The organism is Oxynema mangrovii CENA135 (assembly GCF_016632315.1).
Lineage (GTDB): Bacteria > Cyanobacteriota > Cyanobacteriia > Cyanobacteriales > Laspinemataceae > Oxynema > Oxynema aestuarii.
The window spans coordinates 1,004,532-1,021,722 of the sequence record NZ_JAEOXH010000001.1 but is presented as its reverse complement, the minus strand read 5'-3'; the positions used below and the strand labels follow the sequence as shown (position 1 = coordinate 1,021,722).

Here is a 17,191-nt window from a genome sequence, read left to right as displayed (position 1 = left end):
TTCCTCTATTCCTTTTACTGCTTCGTCATTGACCCTCGAACGGCACGAGGGCGATCGCCCTTTCCCCGTTTCGTTCTCGGCAACGGTATCACCCCATCCCCACCGCGATCGCGCGCGACAACTGCCGCCAGGGAATCCGTGGCAGGTTGCCCGTCGGGTTTTATGTTACCCCAAAGGCATTTTATTACGAAAAATTACAATTTTTGAACGATCCCGCCGCGATCGCCCCGCCATCGCTCCCCTTAAGGCTCCGCCGAAGGGCGATCGCTGCGATAGGGATCGTCAAGATTCGTAATCGAGCGCCGCATCGACGCCAACGCCCGGTTATAGCGGACGATCGCCTGCAAGCGGTTATTTTCCGCCCGCGTTAACTCCGTTTCCGCATCGAGTACCTCCGTTTGAGTGCCCACCCCCGCTTGAAACCGCAACCGGGCCAACCGCAAACTTTCTCGCGCCTGGTCTAACGCAATATTCGCCGTTTGAATATTCCTAAAATTCGACTGCAAATTATAATACGCCTGCTCCACCTGGGTCCGAATTTGATTGCGCTGGGACGTAAACCGATTTTCCGCAATCTCGATATTCTTCTCTTCCTGGGCCGCCCGCGCTTTCGCCGCGCCCCCATCGTACAAATTCCACTGCAAGCGCGCCCCGAGGGCGTAACCGTCCGCCAAGCCCTGGTCGTCGTCAAAAATATCGATGACATTGTAATTCGCAAACAAACTCACTTGCGGTCCGAGGGCCGCCAGGGCCGCGCGCCGTTGCTGTTCGTTAATCTCCCGTTGCACTAACTGCTGTTCGAGTTCGGCGCGATTTTGAAACGCCCGGATAATACTTTCCTCTAACGACAACTCCCACAGCCCTGCAATTTCCACCTCATCCGCCGCCGACACGTCCACCGATTGGGGAATATTCAAAATTTGCGCTAACTCCCGGCGTCGGATCCGTTGTTGGGACAGCGATTGCGTCAAATCCTGTTCCGAGTTCGCCAACTGCACTCGGGCCCGCAACACGTCGAAGCGCGTCCCCACCCCGGCCCGTTCTCTGGCTTCGGCGTCGCGCAAACTTTGTTGGGAACTGTCTACCGCCGAACGGTTAATGCGAACTGCGTCGTCCGCTTCTTGCAGGTTGTAATAGGCATCGGTCACGTCGAAACGCAACTGCGCCGCAATCCGTTCGAGTTCGAGTTCGTTGAGGCGCACTCGTTCTTCCGCCGCCCGAATTTGAGCCGGACGTTGCCCGGAGGTGTAGAGGTTGTAACTCAGTTCGACGGTGCCTTCCAACGAGGTCGTACTGTCATCCTGTTCGGTGGCGTTGTCGCCGAATAAATCGCGCTGGCGTTCGTTACTCAATTCGGTTTGGGACGAATCGGCATGGGTTAAATTCGATCGCAGTTGTAAATTGGGATAGAGTGCGGCCCGCGCTTCTCGCAAAGCGGCTTGCGATCGCTCGAAATTGAGTAACGCTTCTTGTAAATCGGGATTGTTCCGGCGCGCTAATTCGATCGCCTGCGTTAAGGTCAACGGTTGCGTCCCGACGATTTCCACCTCCTGCGCTTCCGTCGGATACAACAGTGGATTGGTACTCGGATCGAGATATTCCGGGGGCGCACCTTCCCGACTTCCCGTCGCCCCACCCGGCGCAAATTGACCGATAACCGTGGACGCTGCGTCGGTAAACGGATCGATCCTTCCTGGGGAGGCGATCGCATTTTCCGTTCCGTTCCCACTCCCTTGGATCTGACTATCCGCCGAAGGCGTGAGTGCATCTTCTCGGGAATCCGATTCGACAGTGGCGCTGGGAACCCCCGAGTCAGATAGTTCGCCGTCTTCCGGTTGCAACTGAGACGGCGGTTGGGATAAACTCGGGCGCATCTGGCTTAAGGAAACAACACTGGTCATTCCCAAAACCATCAAAAGACGAAAAGTTCGCATAAGTTTCTGGTTTGACGAGCACTCTAACGACACTGCCAAGGTCAGGCAAAAACAGTTAAGCACGATTCCGCGCGATCGCGGACGGTCGCAGCCAATCGAAAAAGTATGGTACTGCTAGAACCGCTTGATTTAAAGTCACTTTGCCGATAAAGTCGCACCCACCGATCCTGCTAGAAATAATTTGGCGCGATCGCTTGCCAAGACTAGGGGATTGACCCCCCACAGCAATGAGTTTGACGGATCGCTGACGAGTTATTCGCCGATGAATCGACAAAAACGGGTTGAAACCCCAAAACTCGACTCGAATACAGTCCAATTTCTCCCCGACGAGCCGCCAATTCGCCTCGCTTGGGCGCGCCAACGGCTACGAACGGTTAAAAATGGCGAGTCTGGAGTCGATCCGCTTTCCCGTCTATCTTAGGGAAATGACGCATTCCCTCGTTGGTTGGATTCCCCCTTTCCCCAACTCAATAAGGATAAAGGGGAATGGCATTTGTGGCAATGGCTCTAGGGGATTTTTAGATTTTAGATTTTAGATTTTAGATTGACGAAAAGTATTAATAACAGATGTGTTGATTTTACAGATATTTTAGTCGGCTGTTTCAGAGGCGATCGCGCCAAAGCCTCAAAAATTAACCGTTCTATCTTTTAAACTCTTTTCCCCTCCCCCTTAATCTCTTTCAAATTCAACCCGCGATCGGTTTCGCCAATCCCCCAAAATTAACTCGAAATCCATCAAGCATTAAATTTAGGAAATTGGCGAAGACGCTTTTCAAGAAGACTGACGAGCTTCAATCGCCCCGCGAAACATATTCATTCCGCAATGAAAAGAATAGTCCCCCGCTTCTTCCGGCGTAAACTCTACAGAAGTCCGTCGATTGAGAGATAAATCTACAGCTTTTTGGAAATCGGGAATAATCACCCTTTCCAAACAACTGCTCGGGTCTTTTCTTAAAAAATTAATCCGCACGGGTTCGCCGACCCGCACGCGAATGCGATCGGGATTGTATCCGCCATCGACAATAATTTCAACTTCTTGGATTTCGCGATCGCGCCGCGCCTCCTTCGCTTGAGTTTTAGAAAACAAAAACCACCATAACTCCAAACCAATTAATCCGACTCCTAGTAAGGTCACCCCTCCCTTGATTTGCCAAGGTTGTTCGATTTTTTCAAACTGACTTTGCTCGGAAGAACTGCCCGACTTCTCCGCCAATACTTCTCCCGTAGAGACCATTAGGACGATCGCCAAACTAGCAACTAAAAATTTACAAGATCTGACGATTAACTGACTCATATTTTCTCCTTTCTCTTCGATCGGTTTTGAGATGTTTTATTTTCGCTCTATCTCCATCAACTGAACTTAATTAGAAATGGTAAAATTCCGCAATCTTAACGCATTACTGACCACAGACACCGAACTCATCGCCATTGCACCTCCGGCGATAATTGGATTGAGCAGCCATCCAAAAATCGGATAAAAGATTCCGGCGGCGATCGGAATAGCCGCCGTATTGTAAGCGAACGCAAAAAAGAGATTTTGGCGGATATTTTTCATCGTCGCGCGGCTGAGTTGAATCGCGGTAAAGATGCCCCCCAAATCGCCAGAAATTAGGGTAATATCGCTGGCGGCGATCGCCACATCCGTTCCCGTTCCGATCGCCATTCCTACATCGGCCTGGGCTAACGCTGGCGCGTCATTAATCCCATCGCCGACCATCGCCACAATTTTGCCTTCTTCTTGTAATTGTTTGACCTTTTGGGATTTTTCATCGGGCTTGACTTGTGCAAAAATGCGATCGATGCCAACTTCCCGGGCGATCGCCTGCGCTGTATGGCGGTTATCTCCAGTCAGCATCACCACTTCCAGTCCCATTTTGCGTAATTTACGCACGGCTTTGGCGGAAGCGGGCTTGAGGGCGTCCGCAATTCCAAATACCCCTTCTAATTCGCCATCAACGGCAATCCATGCGGTGGTTTTACTGGCTTCTTCCCATTGTTCACCTTTTGATTTCAAGCCATCGACATTAATCCCTAATTCTTCCATCCAAGATTGGGTGCCAATCTGCACTAGGCGATCGCTCACCGTTCCCCGAACCCCCATTCCCGAAATTGCCTCAAAGTTTTCTACATCGGGGAAAGGCATTTCTACCCCTTGGGACTTCGCATATTCCGCGATCGCCTCCGCTAACGGATGCTCGGAATTATTTTCAACTGCCGCCGCCAATCGTAATAATTTAATTTCGTTTCGATTCGCCGTTCCATTAACGGTAGCATAATCGGTAACCGTCGGTTTCCCTTGGGTTAACGTTCCGGTTTTATCGAGAACGATCGTATTGATTTTATGCGCCAGTTCTAAACTATCGGCACCTTTAATTAAAATCCCGTTTTCCGCTCCTTTTCCGGTGCCGACCATAATCGATGTCGGCGTCGCCAAACCGAGGGCGCACGGACAGGCTATAATTAACACGCCGACGGTGGTAATTAAGGCGAGGGTAAAGTTCCCCATGATGTCAAACCAGACCACAAAAGTCGCGATCGCGATCGCAATGACCACCGGAACAAACCACCCGGTAACTTCATCGGCTAACCGTTGAATGGGAGCTTTCGATCCTTGCGCTTCGCGCACGAGTTTGACAATTTGAGATAAGACGGTATCTTTCCCGACCCGAGAGGCTTTAAATTTAAAACTTCCGCTTTTATTAATCGTCGCGCCAATGACTTGATCTCCCGCCGATTTTTGAGCGGGAATCGGTTCCCCGGTGACCATCGATTCGTCAATGGCGGAAGATCCTTCGACAATTTCTCCATCCACGGGGATTTTTTCCCCAGGACGGACGACAATGGTATCGCCGACGCGCACGTCTTCGATGGGAATATCTTGTTGTTCGCCGTTGCGAATTACTCGTGCAGTTTTCGCTTGCAATCCCATCAGTTTGCGAATCGCTTCGGAGGTTTGACCGCGCGCGCGGTTTTCGAGCATTCTCCCGACTAAAATTAAGGTAGTCACGACGGCTGCCGCTTCGTAGTAAACCTCAACGTTCAAGCCTTGCGATCGCAAAAAACTGGGGAATAAACTGATAAATAAAGAATAGAAATAAGCGGCTCCCGTTCCCAGTGCAACTAAGGTGTTCATATCAGCCGCATGACGTTTAAAGGCTTTCCAAGCACCTACAAAAAAGCCTTTTCCGCACCAAAATAAGACCGGGGTAGCGAGGACGAATTGCAACCAGGGGTCGTGCATCCACATGGGAATCGGTAAGGATAACCCGGTCATCATCGGAAGGGAACCGACAATCAGAATTAAGCTGATGGTACTTCCGAGGAGGACTTTGCGTTTTAAGTCTCGTTCTTCGCTTTCTCTTGCATCTCGTTCGCTATCGCCGGAGGGGTTATCGTCGTCGAGGGGTTCGGCGCTATACCCAGCTTCGGAAACGGCGTGTTGGATGTGTTCTAAATCGGTTTTTCGGGGATCGTATTCGACTTTTCCCTGACTCATGCCAAAGTTAACTTGACAGTCGCTGACGCCGGAAACGTTGCGAATGGCGTCTTCGATGGTGCGCGCGCAGGAGGCGCACCCCATCCCTTGCAGTTTTAAATGTTGGGTTTTCATGGTTCGTTCCTCAAAATATGCTGTCGCGTGCGGCTTGTTTTGAGGATAAAGCCTCCACTCGACTGGAGAGGCAAGGGGGAACGGGAAATTTATACAGAAAGCGATAAAAAATGGGCGATTCTCCTGACTCCTTTGGAGTCGCTCAGCGTGCTAGCGAAGCCATGCCGTAGACGCGAAGAGGCTTGCCGTAGGCTAGGCTGGGAGACGCTGCGCGATCGGAGACGCTGCGCGATCGCCTGTCAATTATTTTTATCTCACATCAAATATGCTTTAGCTTTAGTGTTACGACAACACAACAAAGGAATTTCTGGATAAAATTGTTAATATAATGTATTAAAATTTAATATATTTAAAATACTCACAATTATTTTTGCACAAAAAACTAACTATCGATCGCTCTAGAGAGCGCCCGAGTTTGAATTCTCTGGAAAATAGGGTAAAGTCCGCTCTCGGCGAGGGGATTCGGGGGGTGGAGGCGGAGTCGGTGCGGTCGGTGGCGGTGGAGCGGCGGTCGGTGGCGGTGGAGCGGCGGTCGGTGGCGGTGGCGGCGGCGGATTGTTTTGGAACTGTGGGGGGCTGTTGGCTTGCATCTGTACGAGGGTGGCGCGCAACCAGGCGGTATCGAATTCGGCGTTGGGGGTCGTTCCCCACTGCCACCCGAACACTGTAGCGCGATCGGAGATCATGACGGCGGGGGCGGCGTCGGTCCCGATCCAGGTTGCCATGGCTTGGGCGTTAAAGTCGGTGGCGCTTAAAATACCGCCGGGGAGGGTCGCGTCGGAGGTGTTGGCGGGAATCCATTTGGCGGGACAGAGGGCCTCGGTGCGACAGGGGATCCGTTGCATGGTGCCCGGTTGGGGGAGGGAGCGTTCCCAATAGGCGCCGACGAGCGATCGCAGGGCTTGGCGGACGCCGGGAGAGGAGTTCTCGCCGAGGCGTCCGGTGACGATCGCCCGAATCCCGGAACTCATCAGCGCTTCGAGTTCTAAAACTTGCTCGCCGCTCCAGGTCGAGAGATTGGGCAGCAGTAACAAGTTGACCCCGGAATTTTCGACTTCTTGACGAAGGCGATCGAGGGCAATCGGGCGATAAACCAAACCTGCTTGGCGAATGCGGCGGTCGATCTCGGGCCATTGCCCCTCATTTTCGGGGCTGCGAACCACGCCGAGGACTAAATCGGAATTTTGGGTCAATTCGCTCAAGCGTCTTTCTACGGTGGGGCGTGACGCTTGAGGGCGGGCGATCGCGATCGCGGGAACTAGAATCGCACTCGCCCGGATCGAGATCGCCAGAATGGCGATCGCCGCCTGGGGTTTGGCGCGACCGTCGATCGCCTTGGGTAGCAAAACTCGTAAGATATTGAGGCGATCTCCCATAAAACCCCTTCGCAATGCTCATTACTCCAACCAACGGGAAACGGCTGCGATCGCTCGGCCCCGATCCCTACTCGATCGATTCGTTGACCGGGAAGCGATCGATTAACGCCATCGCGCGATACGCATTGATCCGCAACGATTCGGAAATATGAGGAACGTGGGGAATCTGAGATAAAAAGTCCAAAGTCCGGCGTAAAATCCGGACGATATCCCCTTCATCCAAGCTGGTATTCTCAAACAGCTCGTTCCACTCCACCCCGAGAGCCCACTGCTCGACCAAGGCGATCGGCTCGCGTTCGAGCCAAATCGGAAAAGCGATCTGATGGCGTCGTTGCAGTTGAAACAACTGTCGCCGCAGTCCTTGCAATTGCCCCAACACCGCTTCCACAGCCGGAGACAGACCGTAATTCGTCCAGGTATCCGGGCGGGAGACTTCCGTTACCAACGCCGCCGCCACCGTCGCTAAATGGTGGGGATCGACGTGGTCGAGCAAGCCCGATCGCACCGCCCATCCCAACCATAGCTCGTTATCGCCGCGAATAGCCGCCGCACTTTCGCCCATGGCGGTCACTTCAAACACGGGATTGTCGTCTTCCGCGTCCGGTTCGGCGTTGGACGCCTTCAAACAGCCGACCTCAACTAAAATATCGATTAAATTGAGAAACTCTCCCCACCGATCGCCCAATTGGCGATCGAGTTGTTTTTCGAGCTTGCGAATCTCGCTGGCGAGTTTCTTCTGTCGTTTTAACGACTTAAACAGCGCTCCCGGAGATCCCCACCGATTGAGGGGATGCTGTTCTAACTGCACTTCTACCGCCTTCATGCGCTGTTGTTGCGCTTCCACTTCCGCGAAATAGAGCGGTTCGGCGCTCGCCGAAATCTGACGGGCAATTTCCGCCGTTTCCGCCGTTCCTTTGCGAGACTGACCCGGTTTGAAGGCGATCTCGCCGGGAAGTATCGTTTGACCGACCTCCTGCCAATTCGGGAATTCGCCGTTAATGGCGATCGCGTCCGTAGACAAAACCACGTACCAGCGATTGTCCTCCCCCAAACAAATCAAATACGGCGCTTGACCCGGACTCGGGGCCGTAGCGACCAACACCGCCATCACCGGATCTTTCGTGCGGACGTTGGGCCCTTTCAAACTCAAAATCGCTCCCGGGGCGATCGCGGGTAACGCTTCGCGGGCTGTTTGGGCGCTGGTTTCGATCGCCTGATCCCAAAGAATCTTTAACAGTCGCTTTTCTTCGCGCAAGCGAGCGCGCAACTTCTCGTAACTCTGAATATCGTCCTCGTCCACCTGGGCCACTTGGCTCGCAAGCTGGCGATATTCCTCTTTCAGTTGCGACACTTCCTCCACGAGGGGCTGCAAGTGCAAATTCGCAATAAACTGCCCGAAACTCGACTCGACCAGCTCTTTCGTTTCCTCCAAACTGTGGGTTTGCAGCAGATTGAGAACCATGCCATAACTCGGCGTAAACTGGCTGACCAGGGGATCCGCTTGGGCCGTCGCCAAAAAAGCCGCCTCTTTCGCCCCTTCAAAGCGCGTTTGCACCGTCACCACGTGACCGCGCTCGTCCATTCCCCGCCGTCCGGCGCGTCCGGACATTTGCAAGAATTCCGAGGCTTTGAGCAGGCGATGTCCGTCGTCGGTTCGCTTCGACAAGCTCGAAATCACCGCCGTGCGCGCGGGCATATTAATCCCGGCGGCGAGGGTTTCCGTGGCGAACACCACTTTAATCAATCCCGCTTGAAACAGTTCTTCCACTAACCCTTTCCAGGCGGGCAGAATTCCGGCGTGGTGGGCGGCAATTCCGCGCAAGAGCGGTTCGAGTTGTCCGGCCCGTTCCGCTTCCGGGTTGCGCGCCAAAAACTGCCCGACGCGCGATCGCAGTTCCCGGGCTTCTTCCGGCGTCACCAAACACAAATCGCCGACCGCTTCGACGGAGCGATCGCACCCGCGACGACTGAAAATAAAATAAATCGCCGGAAGCATTTGTCGTTGCTCCAACTCGGACAGCACGAAGGACAGGGCGGGTTCTTCCTTGCGCCCTTGGCGCCCTTTGCCGAACGATTTAATCCGGGGGTTGATTTCCGTCGCTTTCTTGCCATTTTTAGGCGCTTTGAGCAGGGGAAACATCCCCTTACTGGAAATAAAGTGGAACTGAAGGGGAACCGGGCGAAAGTCCGAGTAAATCAGCTCCGTCGGCCCGTGAACGTGGGAAATCCAGCGAGTCAGTAACTCGCTGTTGGCGACCGTCGCCGAGAGGGCCACCAGTTGAATTTCCGGCGGACAGTAGACGATCGATTCTTCCCACACGGTTCCCCGTTGGCGGTCGTTCATGTAGTGGCATTCGTCGAGGACGACTGCTTCGACGCCGTTGAGGGAGGTACCGACAGCGCCAATCGAGGTGCCGTAGAGCATGTTGCGGAAAATTTCCGTCGTCATCACCAGGATCGGTGCGTCCCGTTCGATGGACAGATCTCCGGTCAGCAGTCCTACATTCTCATCGCCAAACTGCTCGCGAAAATCTCGATATTTTTGATTCGAGAGCGCTTTGAGCGGAGTGGTGTAGAAGACGCGCCCGTTGCGGTGCAAGGCGCGATGGATGGCATATTCGCCGATCAGGGTTTTTCCCGAACCCGTCGGGGCGCAGACGACCACCGAGCGTCCGGCTTCTAAGGCCGCGATCGCTTGCCTTTGGAAGTCATCGAGGGGAAAGGGAAATAAACGTTTGAGGTCGATTTCTGACAAGGTAGGTGAAACACTCACGCACTGAAATTCCAAAAATTGATAGCTTTAGGGGCTTGATTTTCCAGGTGTAACATGACATCGAACCCGATCGCGCGATTCGATCGCGTTTTGTTTTTAATTTTGACATTGTTAGCGGGATCGTGGGAGGGGGGAGCCGCGATTCTCCTGGGAACTCATAGCCGTCCGACGATCTCGGAAAGCAGGTGGGCCGGCACTTTGGACAGGGCGCGGCTCTGACCTTGAATGCCGAAATATTTGTAAAAGGCCCGAATCGTCTGCACGACATAAGCCAAGGCGGTTTTCGCTAATTCGGGCCGATCGCCACTTCCGGCGAGGGCTTGCAGGTGGGCGTCGAGGGCGGCTTCCAGGTGGGGCGATCGCTCGTCGGGATCGGCGAGGGGCATCCCGTCGGCAACCCGTTGGTAATGGGCCAAACCTAAGTTATTGTAAGTCGCAAAGCGATCGAAGGGTAAGCCCCGAATCGGAACGGGACTGAGGGCTTCTTCGGAACCGATCGCGCTGTGGATATTCTCGATCGCCCCTCGGTACGCGGCGATTGCCCGGTCTAAAAATTGCGCTCTCGCCTCCGGTTCTCGCTGGGAATGGTTCGCCAAATGCCAATAGGCGGTTCCTAAATTATTTTGGGTGGCGGCGCAGGCGAGGGGCATCTGTTCCGGCGTCCGGTAAGTTAGCGCCACTTGATAGGCGGCGATCGCCAGCATTAAGTGATCTTTGGGCTGTTCGTATTGCGCTAAATTCCAGTACGCCGTCCCCAAGTTATTCTGAATCATCGCATAATCTAGGGGCTGCTTCTCGGCGCTGTAATAGGCCAAGGCTTCCTGATAGGCGGCGATCGCTTCTTTCAGATGTCGCGCAGGCTGCCGATGTTGGGCTAAATTCCAATAAGCGGTTCCTAAATTATTCTGGGTGGCACTGTAGCGCCGACCCGCTCGCTCGTCTCCCGCTTCCATTTGCACCCGACGCTGCTCTAAGGCTTGGCAATACGCGGCGATACTTTTTTCGAGGTTTTCTACCGGATCGCGATCGCGCGCCAGTTCCCCGTACAGCGCGCCTAAGTTATTCTGAATCATCCCCCACGCTTCGCCCTGTCGCACCGGATCGATCCGCTTCAACCCTTGCCGATACGCTGCTATCCCCCGTTCTAAATTAAAATGCTTTTCTTCTAAGTCGCTGCTGTAGCGCGACAGCATCCAGTAAAAGTTTCCTAAATCATTCGCCAATTCCACCCCGACCGCCGCTTCCGGTTCCAGGAACTGCAGCACTTGCTCGTAGGTCAAAATCGCTACCATCAAGCATTGGGGTAAGGCTTCCGGGGCGACATTCGCCGTACTCCCTTGGGCGATCGCCTGTTCAACTTGGCCGCTTTCGAGTAAATTTCGGTAAAAATTCCCCAAATTCAGATAAGCCGCCGCCAATTCCCCGCGATCGGCCCGTTGCAGGTGCAATTCTTCGATTTGTTGCAGCAGTTGCAAGGGCGGAAAACTGCCGTTCGCTTCCGCTTCCAGGTCGTTCGGGTGCGATCGCCCCAAGGATTCGGCAGTGGCTAACACTAATTCGATCAAAACATCGGGAATGCTGCTCGATGTCGGGGTCGTTTGCTCTTGAGACTCCTCTCGCTTCCGAGGGGCGAGTGTCGTAGCTTCTACACCCGTTTGACTCGCTTTGAGGGCGATCGCCGTTTGCCTTTCCCCCACGGTCTGGGTCGCCACGGACGGGCGCTTCTGTTCCACAGACCCGACGCGATTCTCCTGGGGAGACGCTTCGCGAACGCCCTTTTCCGTCATCACCTTCGCGCCTTCGGACTGCTTTGGGAAACTCGACGGCGTTACATCGTGCTCTCGGCGTTGTTCGGGTTCGGGTTGTTGTCGGGGGCGATCGTCTTGTCCCGGTTCCCAATACAATACCGGGGTCGGTTCTCCCTCAAACTCGAATACCCCCGTCCGACAGCGCCAAAAGTCCGGCGCCGACTGCTCGATCGTATGGCACCACGGACGCGACACCCACAGCAGCACCGTACACTCGCCGACCGGATCGAGTCCGTCGCCGAGTTCGTCGTCCTCGATTTCTTCCAGTCCGTTGAGAAAACTCCACTGTACCGCCGGAGTCGCTCGGGTCAAGTGTTCGACTCCTACAATTTGAAAACTCGGCAAGGGGCCGCCACTCCCATCCCGTTCGCGAAACCACTCGCGAATGCGCTCGAAGGGATTGGGGTGGTTGGCGTCGATTTGCAAGCTGACAAAGGATTGCCCTTGAGGTGTCGTGCGACCGACGGCTTGACTTGCTCTGAACTCATCGGGGATTTGTAAATCTGCTTCTAAACGGCGGACGATGCGATCGCGCAGACGCAAGTCATCGCACACCGCCACAAACACTTGACGGCGCAAACCTAGCTTCAGTGCTAACTGGAGCTGCTTGTAGATTTGCCGATTTGAACCCAAAACTTTTTGGGAAGGAATTTCTGTTACAACCATGCTAACAGGAGCGGAAGAAGCGGCGAAGTCAGCGACTAACAAACTTTCCAAATTAGCGCTTCATATTTCAATTTACTTTTCCAAGCTTTCCCTAAAACTTCAGGAGGAATTGCCGCGATCGTGCAAGGCAGATGCTGCGCGAACGCCTCAATTGAAAAGACTTACAGGCGATCGCCCCGTCCGATTTCGGGGGTTAAAAAAACCAGGTCATCCCTACTTGGATACCTGGCTTTTCAGTTGAGAAAGGTAGACAGACTCTAACTTTCGTTCGCTAGTCCTGAAGCGCGTCCCTAGCTAGCCCCCCCCGATACGGACAGGGCTACCACGACTAAGCCTCCTACGAGCAATAAAGCCAACACCGCTTGAATCGCATAGTTGCGTTTCTGTTTGTTCGTCGGCGGTTCGGCCTTGTACATCTTCGGCTCGGTCGCGAAGTTATTGAGCAATCCACCTTCTTCTTTGCTATAGGGCATTATGTTAAATCCTCAGTCTTTTTACCTACGACTACGAATACTCTACCAAATGATGGAAACGATTATATCATTTTATGGTTATTTAAGAATGTATGGGAGCCGGAAAATTACAACTTCCGGCTCCCGACTCCCTACTGACCGACCATTCCCGTCAACGGCGAACTGGCACTCGCCCCCCCCTGTACCGGAATGCGACCGGACAGGTAGGCGAGGCGGCCCGCTTCGACGGCGTTCGCCATCGCGCAAGCCATGGCGGGGGGATTTTTAGCCAGGGCGATCGCGCTATTGATCAAGACGAAATCGGCGCCGATTTCCATCGCTTGGGCCGCTTCGCTAGGGACGCCGATCCCCGCATCGACGACCACGGGGATCTTGGCATTTTCGACAATAATGCGGATATTGGCGGCAGTTTCGATCCCCTGGCCCGAACCGATCGGCGATCCCAGAGGCATGACCGTAGCACAGCCGACCTCTTCTAAATGTTTGGCGAGGATCGGGTCCGCATTGATATAGGGTAAAACCGCAAACCCTTCTTTCACCAACTGTTCCGCCGCTTTGAGAGTGCCGATCGGATCCGGGAGCAAGTATTTGGGATCGGCAATCACCTCTAACTTGACAAAATTGTTGTCTTCCTGTCCTAAAATCTTCGCCATTTCGCGACCCAAACGAGCGACGCGGATAGCCTCTTCGGCGGTCTGGCATCCGGCGGTATTGGGTAACATCCAGATCTTTTGCCAGTCGATCGCCTCCGCCAAGCCTTCGTGACCGGGGGCGTTATTTTGGACCCGACGGACGGCGACGGTGACGATTTCGCAGCGACTGGCGGCGATACTGCGCTGCATTTCTTCGACGGTGCGATATTTACCGCTTCCGGTCATCAAGCGGGATCGGAAAGTTTTTCCGGCGATCGCCACGGGGTCGTCCAAGCGGTGTAAGAGGGTCTCGGCAGTTTCTCGATCCGGGCGGGGGGAACTGGGGGAAGGGTAGGTTAAAGCGCTCGTCATTGCAGGAGAATGCGGGGTAGAGGGCAGGTCGAAACGGCGGGGATCGAAGGCATCGAGGAGGGGATCGCGGCGATCGTCGCAGAGATAATCGGCGATCGCCCGGGCGGTAGCGGGAGCGAGTAACACCCCGTTGCGATAGTGACCCGTCGCCAAGGTCAAATTTTCGCAGCGACTCGGGCCGATTAAAGGCAACTCGTCCGGGGTGGCGGGTCGGAACCCCCACCACAATTCCTCGATCGCCCAATCTTTCAAGGCGGGATAGAGGCGGATCGCCCGGGAAAGCAGGGTGTGGATGCCTTCGGGGGTATTGCCCGGCGTAAAGGCGGCGTCCTCGCTGGTGGCCCCGACGACCACTTTGCCATTGCGTCGGGGAACGATGTAGGTCTGCGGGCCGAACAGGACGCGCTGGAGGGGTAAATGCTGGGCGGCTTCGGCTTGGGGAACCCGAACCGAGAGCATTTGTCCTTTGGTGGGAGACACCGGGATCGGTAAGAGGGCGTTACTCCAGGCTCCGGCGGTCAGTACGTAGCGATCGGCGCGCAACGGGCCGATATTGGTGTAAACGGCGCTGACCCGTCCCCGATCTTGGGCGATCGCCTCCACGGTGACCCCCTCGCGCAGGTCGATCCCCAATTCGCGAGCCGCTCCGAGCAGCACTTGAGCGAGGGCGCGACTGTCTACCTGTCCGTCTTCGGGATACCACCAGCCGCCGACGACCTCGGGACCCAAACCCGGTTGGTGTAACCGGATGGCGTCGCGATCGAGCCAGTAGGCGGGAGGGTCCGCGTCGTTGGGGCCGAGGCCCGCATCCCGATCGCCGATGCCCCCTTCGTAAACCGGGGCGAGGATCCCGCAGGGCCAATATCCGGCAGAGAGTCCCGTGAGGTTTTCGAGTTTGGCGATCCATTCCGGATAGAGCGATCGCGACTGGAGGCAGAAGTCGAACAAGGCCCGATGGGCGATCGCCTCCGCTTGAGGCGCGAGCATTCCCGCCGCCGCGTGGGTCGCCGCTTCCTGGAACGAACGGGAGCAAACGGTGACATTGGCGCCGCGCAATTTCAGTTCGATCGCGACCGACAGGCCGATAATGCCGCCGCCGATCGCGAGAATATCGCTTTGAGTAGTCATCAAACCTATCAAATATAAAAATCGATCGGGGAAAGGCGATCGGGGAACAATCCAATCCCGAAGATTACTTTAACAATTAGAGAAATGCCCAAGAAAATTTCGTAACTTGGGAGAGGAACTCGCACCCCCCCCAGGGGCGCTCCGGGACGAGCCGCATCCGTTGCCGACCCGTCCCGAGGCGATCGCACTCAACCCCGTTCGGTCCAGAGCGTTTCGTCTCCTTGTCCCCACATCTTGTTATATTTTTTCACTTTGACATCCCCTAAAACTTTGGTTTGGCAGGCCAAACGACGGTTTTTTGTAGGAGAATGGGGAGGAAGGGACAACCTCGCTTTTTCCCGTCCTTGCATTTCGGAGACTTCTCCTTCAACCTCAACGGTGCAAGTCCCGCAGGTTCCCAGGCCGTGGCAGTTAAAAGCTTTAGCCGGACCGTTGTACAACTCGACATCATGGTCGAGCAGGACCTTTCGCAAGTTCGCCCCGCGATCGCATTCGATGGTTTTTCCTTGAGCTTGGATTTGAGGCATATCGATACCACCCTTTAAACAACAATTATTTATTTTATTTATTCTGACATTTTCAATTGGCGATCTTGTCATCTCGACTCCGATTCGACCTCGACCCTGCCGCCGCCTAGGGGGGGGAGTCCGAACGCCTGCAGGCTGAAGCGCGATCGCCAAACCCCATAACCAACCGGAATCAGAAAACCGAGACCTTTAAAACTCGGAGCCGTACACCCGAATTGATACTTGCTAAACCATTATGAGCGTAATGAGCGGACAGTCCTCGAAACGGATTTGGATCTACGACACCACCTTAAGAGATGGTTCTCAAGCCGAAGGGATTTCCCTGTCGATCGAAGATAAATTGCGGATTGCCCGCCGCTTGGACGAATTGGGCATCCCGTTTATTGAAGGGGGGTGGCCCGGGGCCAATCCGAAAGACGTTCAATTTTTCTGGCGGCTGAAAGACGAACCCTTGCAACAGGCGCAAGTGGTGGCCTTCTGCTCCACTCGGCGTCCGGGGAAAAAAGCTGCCGACGATCCGATGTTACAAGAAATTTTATCCGCCGGAACCGAGTGGGTGACGATTTTCGGGAAATCCTGGGACCTGCACGTCACCGAGGGGTTGCAGACGAGTTTAGAGGAGAATTTGGCGATGATCGGCGAGACGATCGCCTACCTGAAATCCTGCGGACGTCGGGTGATTTACGATGCGGAACATTGGTTTGACGGGTATCGCCACAATCGCGATTATGCGGTGCAGACCTTAGACGCGGCGATCGCCGCCGGGGCCGAATGGCTGGTGTTTTGCGATACCAACGGCGGCACCTTACCCCACGAAATCGCCCGGATTTGCCGGGAAGTGATGGATCGTTTGGGCGATCGCGGTGGCGAGGATCTCAAGTTTGGCATCCACACCCATAACGACTCCGAAACTGCCGTCGCCAACGCGATCGCCGCCGTTCTCGAAGGGGTGGAGATGGTACAAGGGACGATCGACGGCTACGGGGAACGCTGCGGCAATGCTAATTTATGTTCGGCGATCCCCAACTTGCAACTCAAACTCGGCTATCACTGCCTCGATCCGCAACGGTTGCAAAAACTGACCGAAACTAGCCGTTTTGTCAGCGAAATCGCCAACCTCGCCCCGGATTCGCGCGCCCCGTTCGTGGGACTCTCGGCGTTCGCCCATAAAGGCGGGATCCACGTGTCGGCGGTGCAGCGCAACCCCCTCACTTACGAACATATTTCCCCGGAAGCGGTGGGGAACCACCGCCGGATCGTGATTTCCGAGCAAGCGGGGATGAGCAATGTTTTGGCGAAAGCGCGCAATTTCGGGATCGACCTGCACAAGAACGACCCCACTTGTCGCCAACTGCTGCAAAAGCTCAAAGAGATGGAAAATGAAGGCTATCAGTTCGAGGCGGCGGAGGCGAGTTTTGAACTGCTGATGCGCGAGGTGATGGGCGATCGCCCCGACTTGTTCGAGTTGCAAGGGTTTAAGGTTCACTGCGATCGCGGGCCGGGAATGACCCACGCTTGGGCCACGGTCAAAGTGACCGTCGAGGGTCAAAATATTTTAGAGGCGGCAGAAGGCAACGGCCCGGTGTCGGCTCTCGATGCGGCTTTGCGAAAAGCTCTGGTGACGTTTTACCCCCGGGTGAGCGATTTTCACCTGACTGACTACAAAGTGAGAATTATTGACGGCAGCTCGGGAACCTCGGCGAAAACTCGGGTGTTGGTCGAGTCGAGTAACGGGGTCGATCGCTGGAGTACGGTAGGGGTTTCGACGAATATTATCGATGCGTCCTATCAGGCGATCGTCGAAGGGTTGGAATACGGCTTGCTGCGGCAACGACCTTCGGAAAAAGTCGCCGTGACGGCCTGAAGTGACGGAATCGGGGGTGATTGTGCGA

Annotated in this window: 11 protein-coding genes and 1 pseudogene; 2 read left to right on the top strand and 10 right to left on the bottom strand. The window is 54.8% G+C overall.

The annotated features are described in order from the left end of the window. Nucleotides 1–242: 242 nt before the first annotated feature. The gene (locus tag JJD41_RS03970) at nt 243–1,934 is read right to left on the bottom strand and encodes a TolC family protein (RefSeq protein WP_200664813.1); all 1,692 of its coding nucleotides are present in this window, start codon (nt 1,932–1,934) and stop codon (nt 243–245) included. A 211-nt stretch (nt 1,935–2,145) separates the two neighbouring features. Here JJD41_RS03970 and JJD41_RS03965 point away from each other — a divergent pair, with 211 nt between their 5' ends. Beyond that, on the top strand, nt 2,146–2,355 hold the full coding sequence (locus JJD41_RS03965) for a hypothetical protein (RefSeq protein WP_200664812.1): 210 nt from the start codon (nt 2,146–2,148) through the stop codon (nt 2,353–2,355). Between the two features lie 351 nt (nt 2,356–2,706). Here JJD41_RS03965 and JJD41_RS03960 read toward each other — a convergent pair whose 3' ends face one another. The 9 genes and pseudogenes from JJD41_RS03960 to JJD41_RS03925 form a co-directional block, all read right to left on the bottom strand. Continuing rightward, entirely contained in the window at nt 2,707–3,228 is a 522-nt protein-coding gene (locus tag JJD41_RS03960) for a cupredoxin domain-containing protein (protein ID WP_200664811.1), read from the bottom strand. Between the two features lie 66 nt (nt 3,229–3,294). Next, nucleotides 3,295–5,544 (bottom strand): heavy metal translocating P-type ATPase, encoded by a 2,250-nt coding sequence (locus JJD41_RS03955; protein ID WP_200664810.1) that lies wholly within the window; start codon nt 5,542–5,544, stop codon nt 3,295–3,297. A gap of 398 nt (nt 5,545–5,942) precedes the next feature. Next, nucleotides 5,943–6,920 carry a hypothetical protein gene (locus JJD41_RS03950; protein WP_200664809.1) on the bottom strand — a complete coding sequence of 326 codons (978 nt, stop codon included), beginning with the start codon at nt 6,918–6,920 and terminating at the stop codon, nt 5,943–5,945. A gap of 67 nt (nt 6,921–6,987) precedes the next feature. Further along, nucleotides 6,988–9,693 (bottom strand): DEAD/DEAH box helicase, encoded by a 2,706-nt coding sequence (locus JJD41_RS03945; RefSeq protein WP_200664808.1) that lies wholly within the window; start codon nt 9,691–9,693, stop codon nt 6,988–6,990. Nucleotides 9,694–9,848: 155 nt separating this feature from the next. After that, nucleotides 9,849–12,167, bottom strand: a complete 2,319-nt coding sequence (locus tag JJD41_RS03940) for a tetratricopeptide repeat protein (protein WP_200664807.1) — start codon at nt 12,165–12,167, stop codon at nt 9,849–9,851. Nucleotides 12,168–12,457: 290 nt separating this feature from the next. Continuing rightward, complete coding sequence (psb34, locus tag JJD41_RS03935) at nt 12,458–12,640, bottom strand: photosystem II assembly protein Psb34 (RefSeq protein WP_200664806.1); 183 nt, start codon at nt 12,638–12,640, stop codon at nt 12,458–12,460. Between the two features lie 131 nt (nt 12,641–12,771). Further along, the gene (locus JJD41_RS25615; protein ID WP_370583818.1) at nt 12,772–13,566 is read right to left on the bottom strand and encodes a thiazole synthase; all 795 of its coding nucleotides are present in this window, start codon (nt 13,564–13,566) and stop codon (nt 12,772–12,774) included. A gap of 171 nt (nt 13,567–13,737) precedes the next feature. Continuing rightward, nucleotides 13,738–14,772, bottom strand: a pseudogene (thiO, locus tag JJD41_RS25610) (glycine oxidase ThiO); the annotation flags it as partial. A 188-nt stretch (nt 14,773–14,960) separates the two neighbouring features. Then, nucleotides 14,961–15,299, bottom strand: coding sequence for a 2Fe-2S iron-sulfur cluster-binding protein (locus JJD41_RS03925; protein ID WP_200664804.1), 339 nt, complete (start codon nt 15,297–15,299; stop codon nt 14,961–14,963). A 244-nt stretch (nt 15,300–15,543) separates the two neighbouring features. Between JJD41_RS03925 and cimA the strand changes: the two genes are divergently transcribed. After that, nucleotides 15,544–17,163 (top strand): citramalate synthase, encoded by a 1,620-nt coding sequence (gene cimA, locus JJD41_RS03920; protein WP_200667065.1) that lies wholly within the window; start codon nt 15,544–15,546, stop codon nt 17,161–17,163. Nucleotides 17,164–17,191: the final 28 nt, after the last annotated feature.

Bases quoted from the DNA above. Each gene is read 5' to 3' on its own strand.
- JJD41_RS03970 (WP_200664813.1), bottom strand. From the start codon at position 1,934: ATGCGAACTTTTCGTCTTTTGATGGTTTTGGGAATGACCAGTGTTGTT.
- JJD41_RS03960 (WP_200664811.1), bottom strand. From the start codon at position 3,228: ATGAGTCAGTTAATCGTCAGATCTTGTAAATTTTTAGTTGCTAGTTTG.
- JJD41_RS03955 (WP_200664810.1), bottom strand. From the start codon at position 5,544: ATGAAAACCCAACATTTAAAACTGCAAGGGATGGGGTGCGCCTCCTGC.
- JJD41_RS03950 (WP_200664809.1), bottom strand. From the start codon at position 6,920: ATGGGAGATCGCCTCAATATCTTACGAGTTTTGCTACCCAAGGCGATC.
- JJD41_RS03940 (WP_200664807.1), bottom strand. From the start codon at position 12,167: ATGGTTGTAACAGAAATTCCTTCCCAAAAAGTTTTGGGTTCAAATCGG.
- psb34 (WP_200664806.1), bottom strand. From the start codon at position 12,640: ATGCCCTATAGCAAAGAAGAAGGTGGATTGCTCAATAACTTCGCGACC.
- JJD41_RS03925 (WP_200664804.1), bottom strand. From the start codon at position 15,299: ATGCCTCAAATCCAAGCTCAAGGAAAAACCATCGAATGCGATCGCGGG.
- cimA (WP_200667065.1), top strand. From the start codon at position 15,544: ATGAGCGGACAGTCCTCGAAACGGATTTGGATCTACGACACCACCTTA.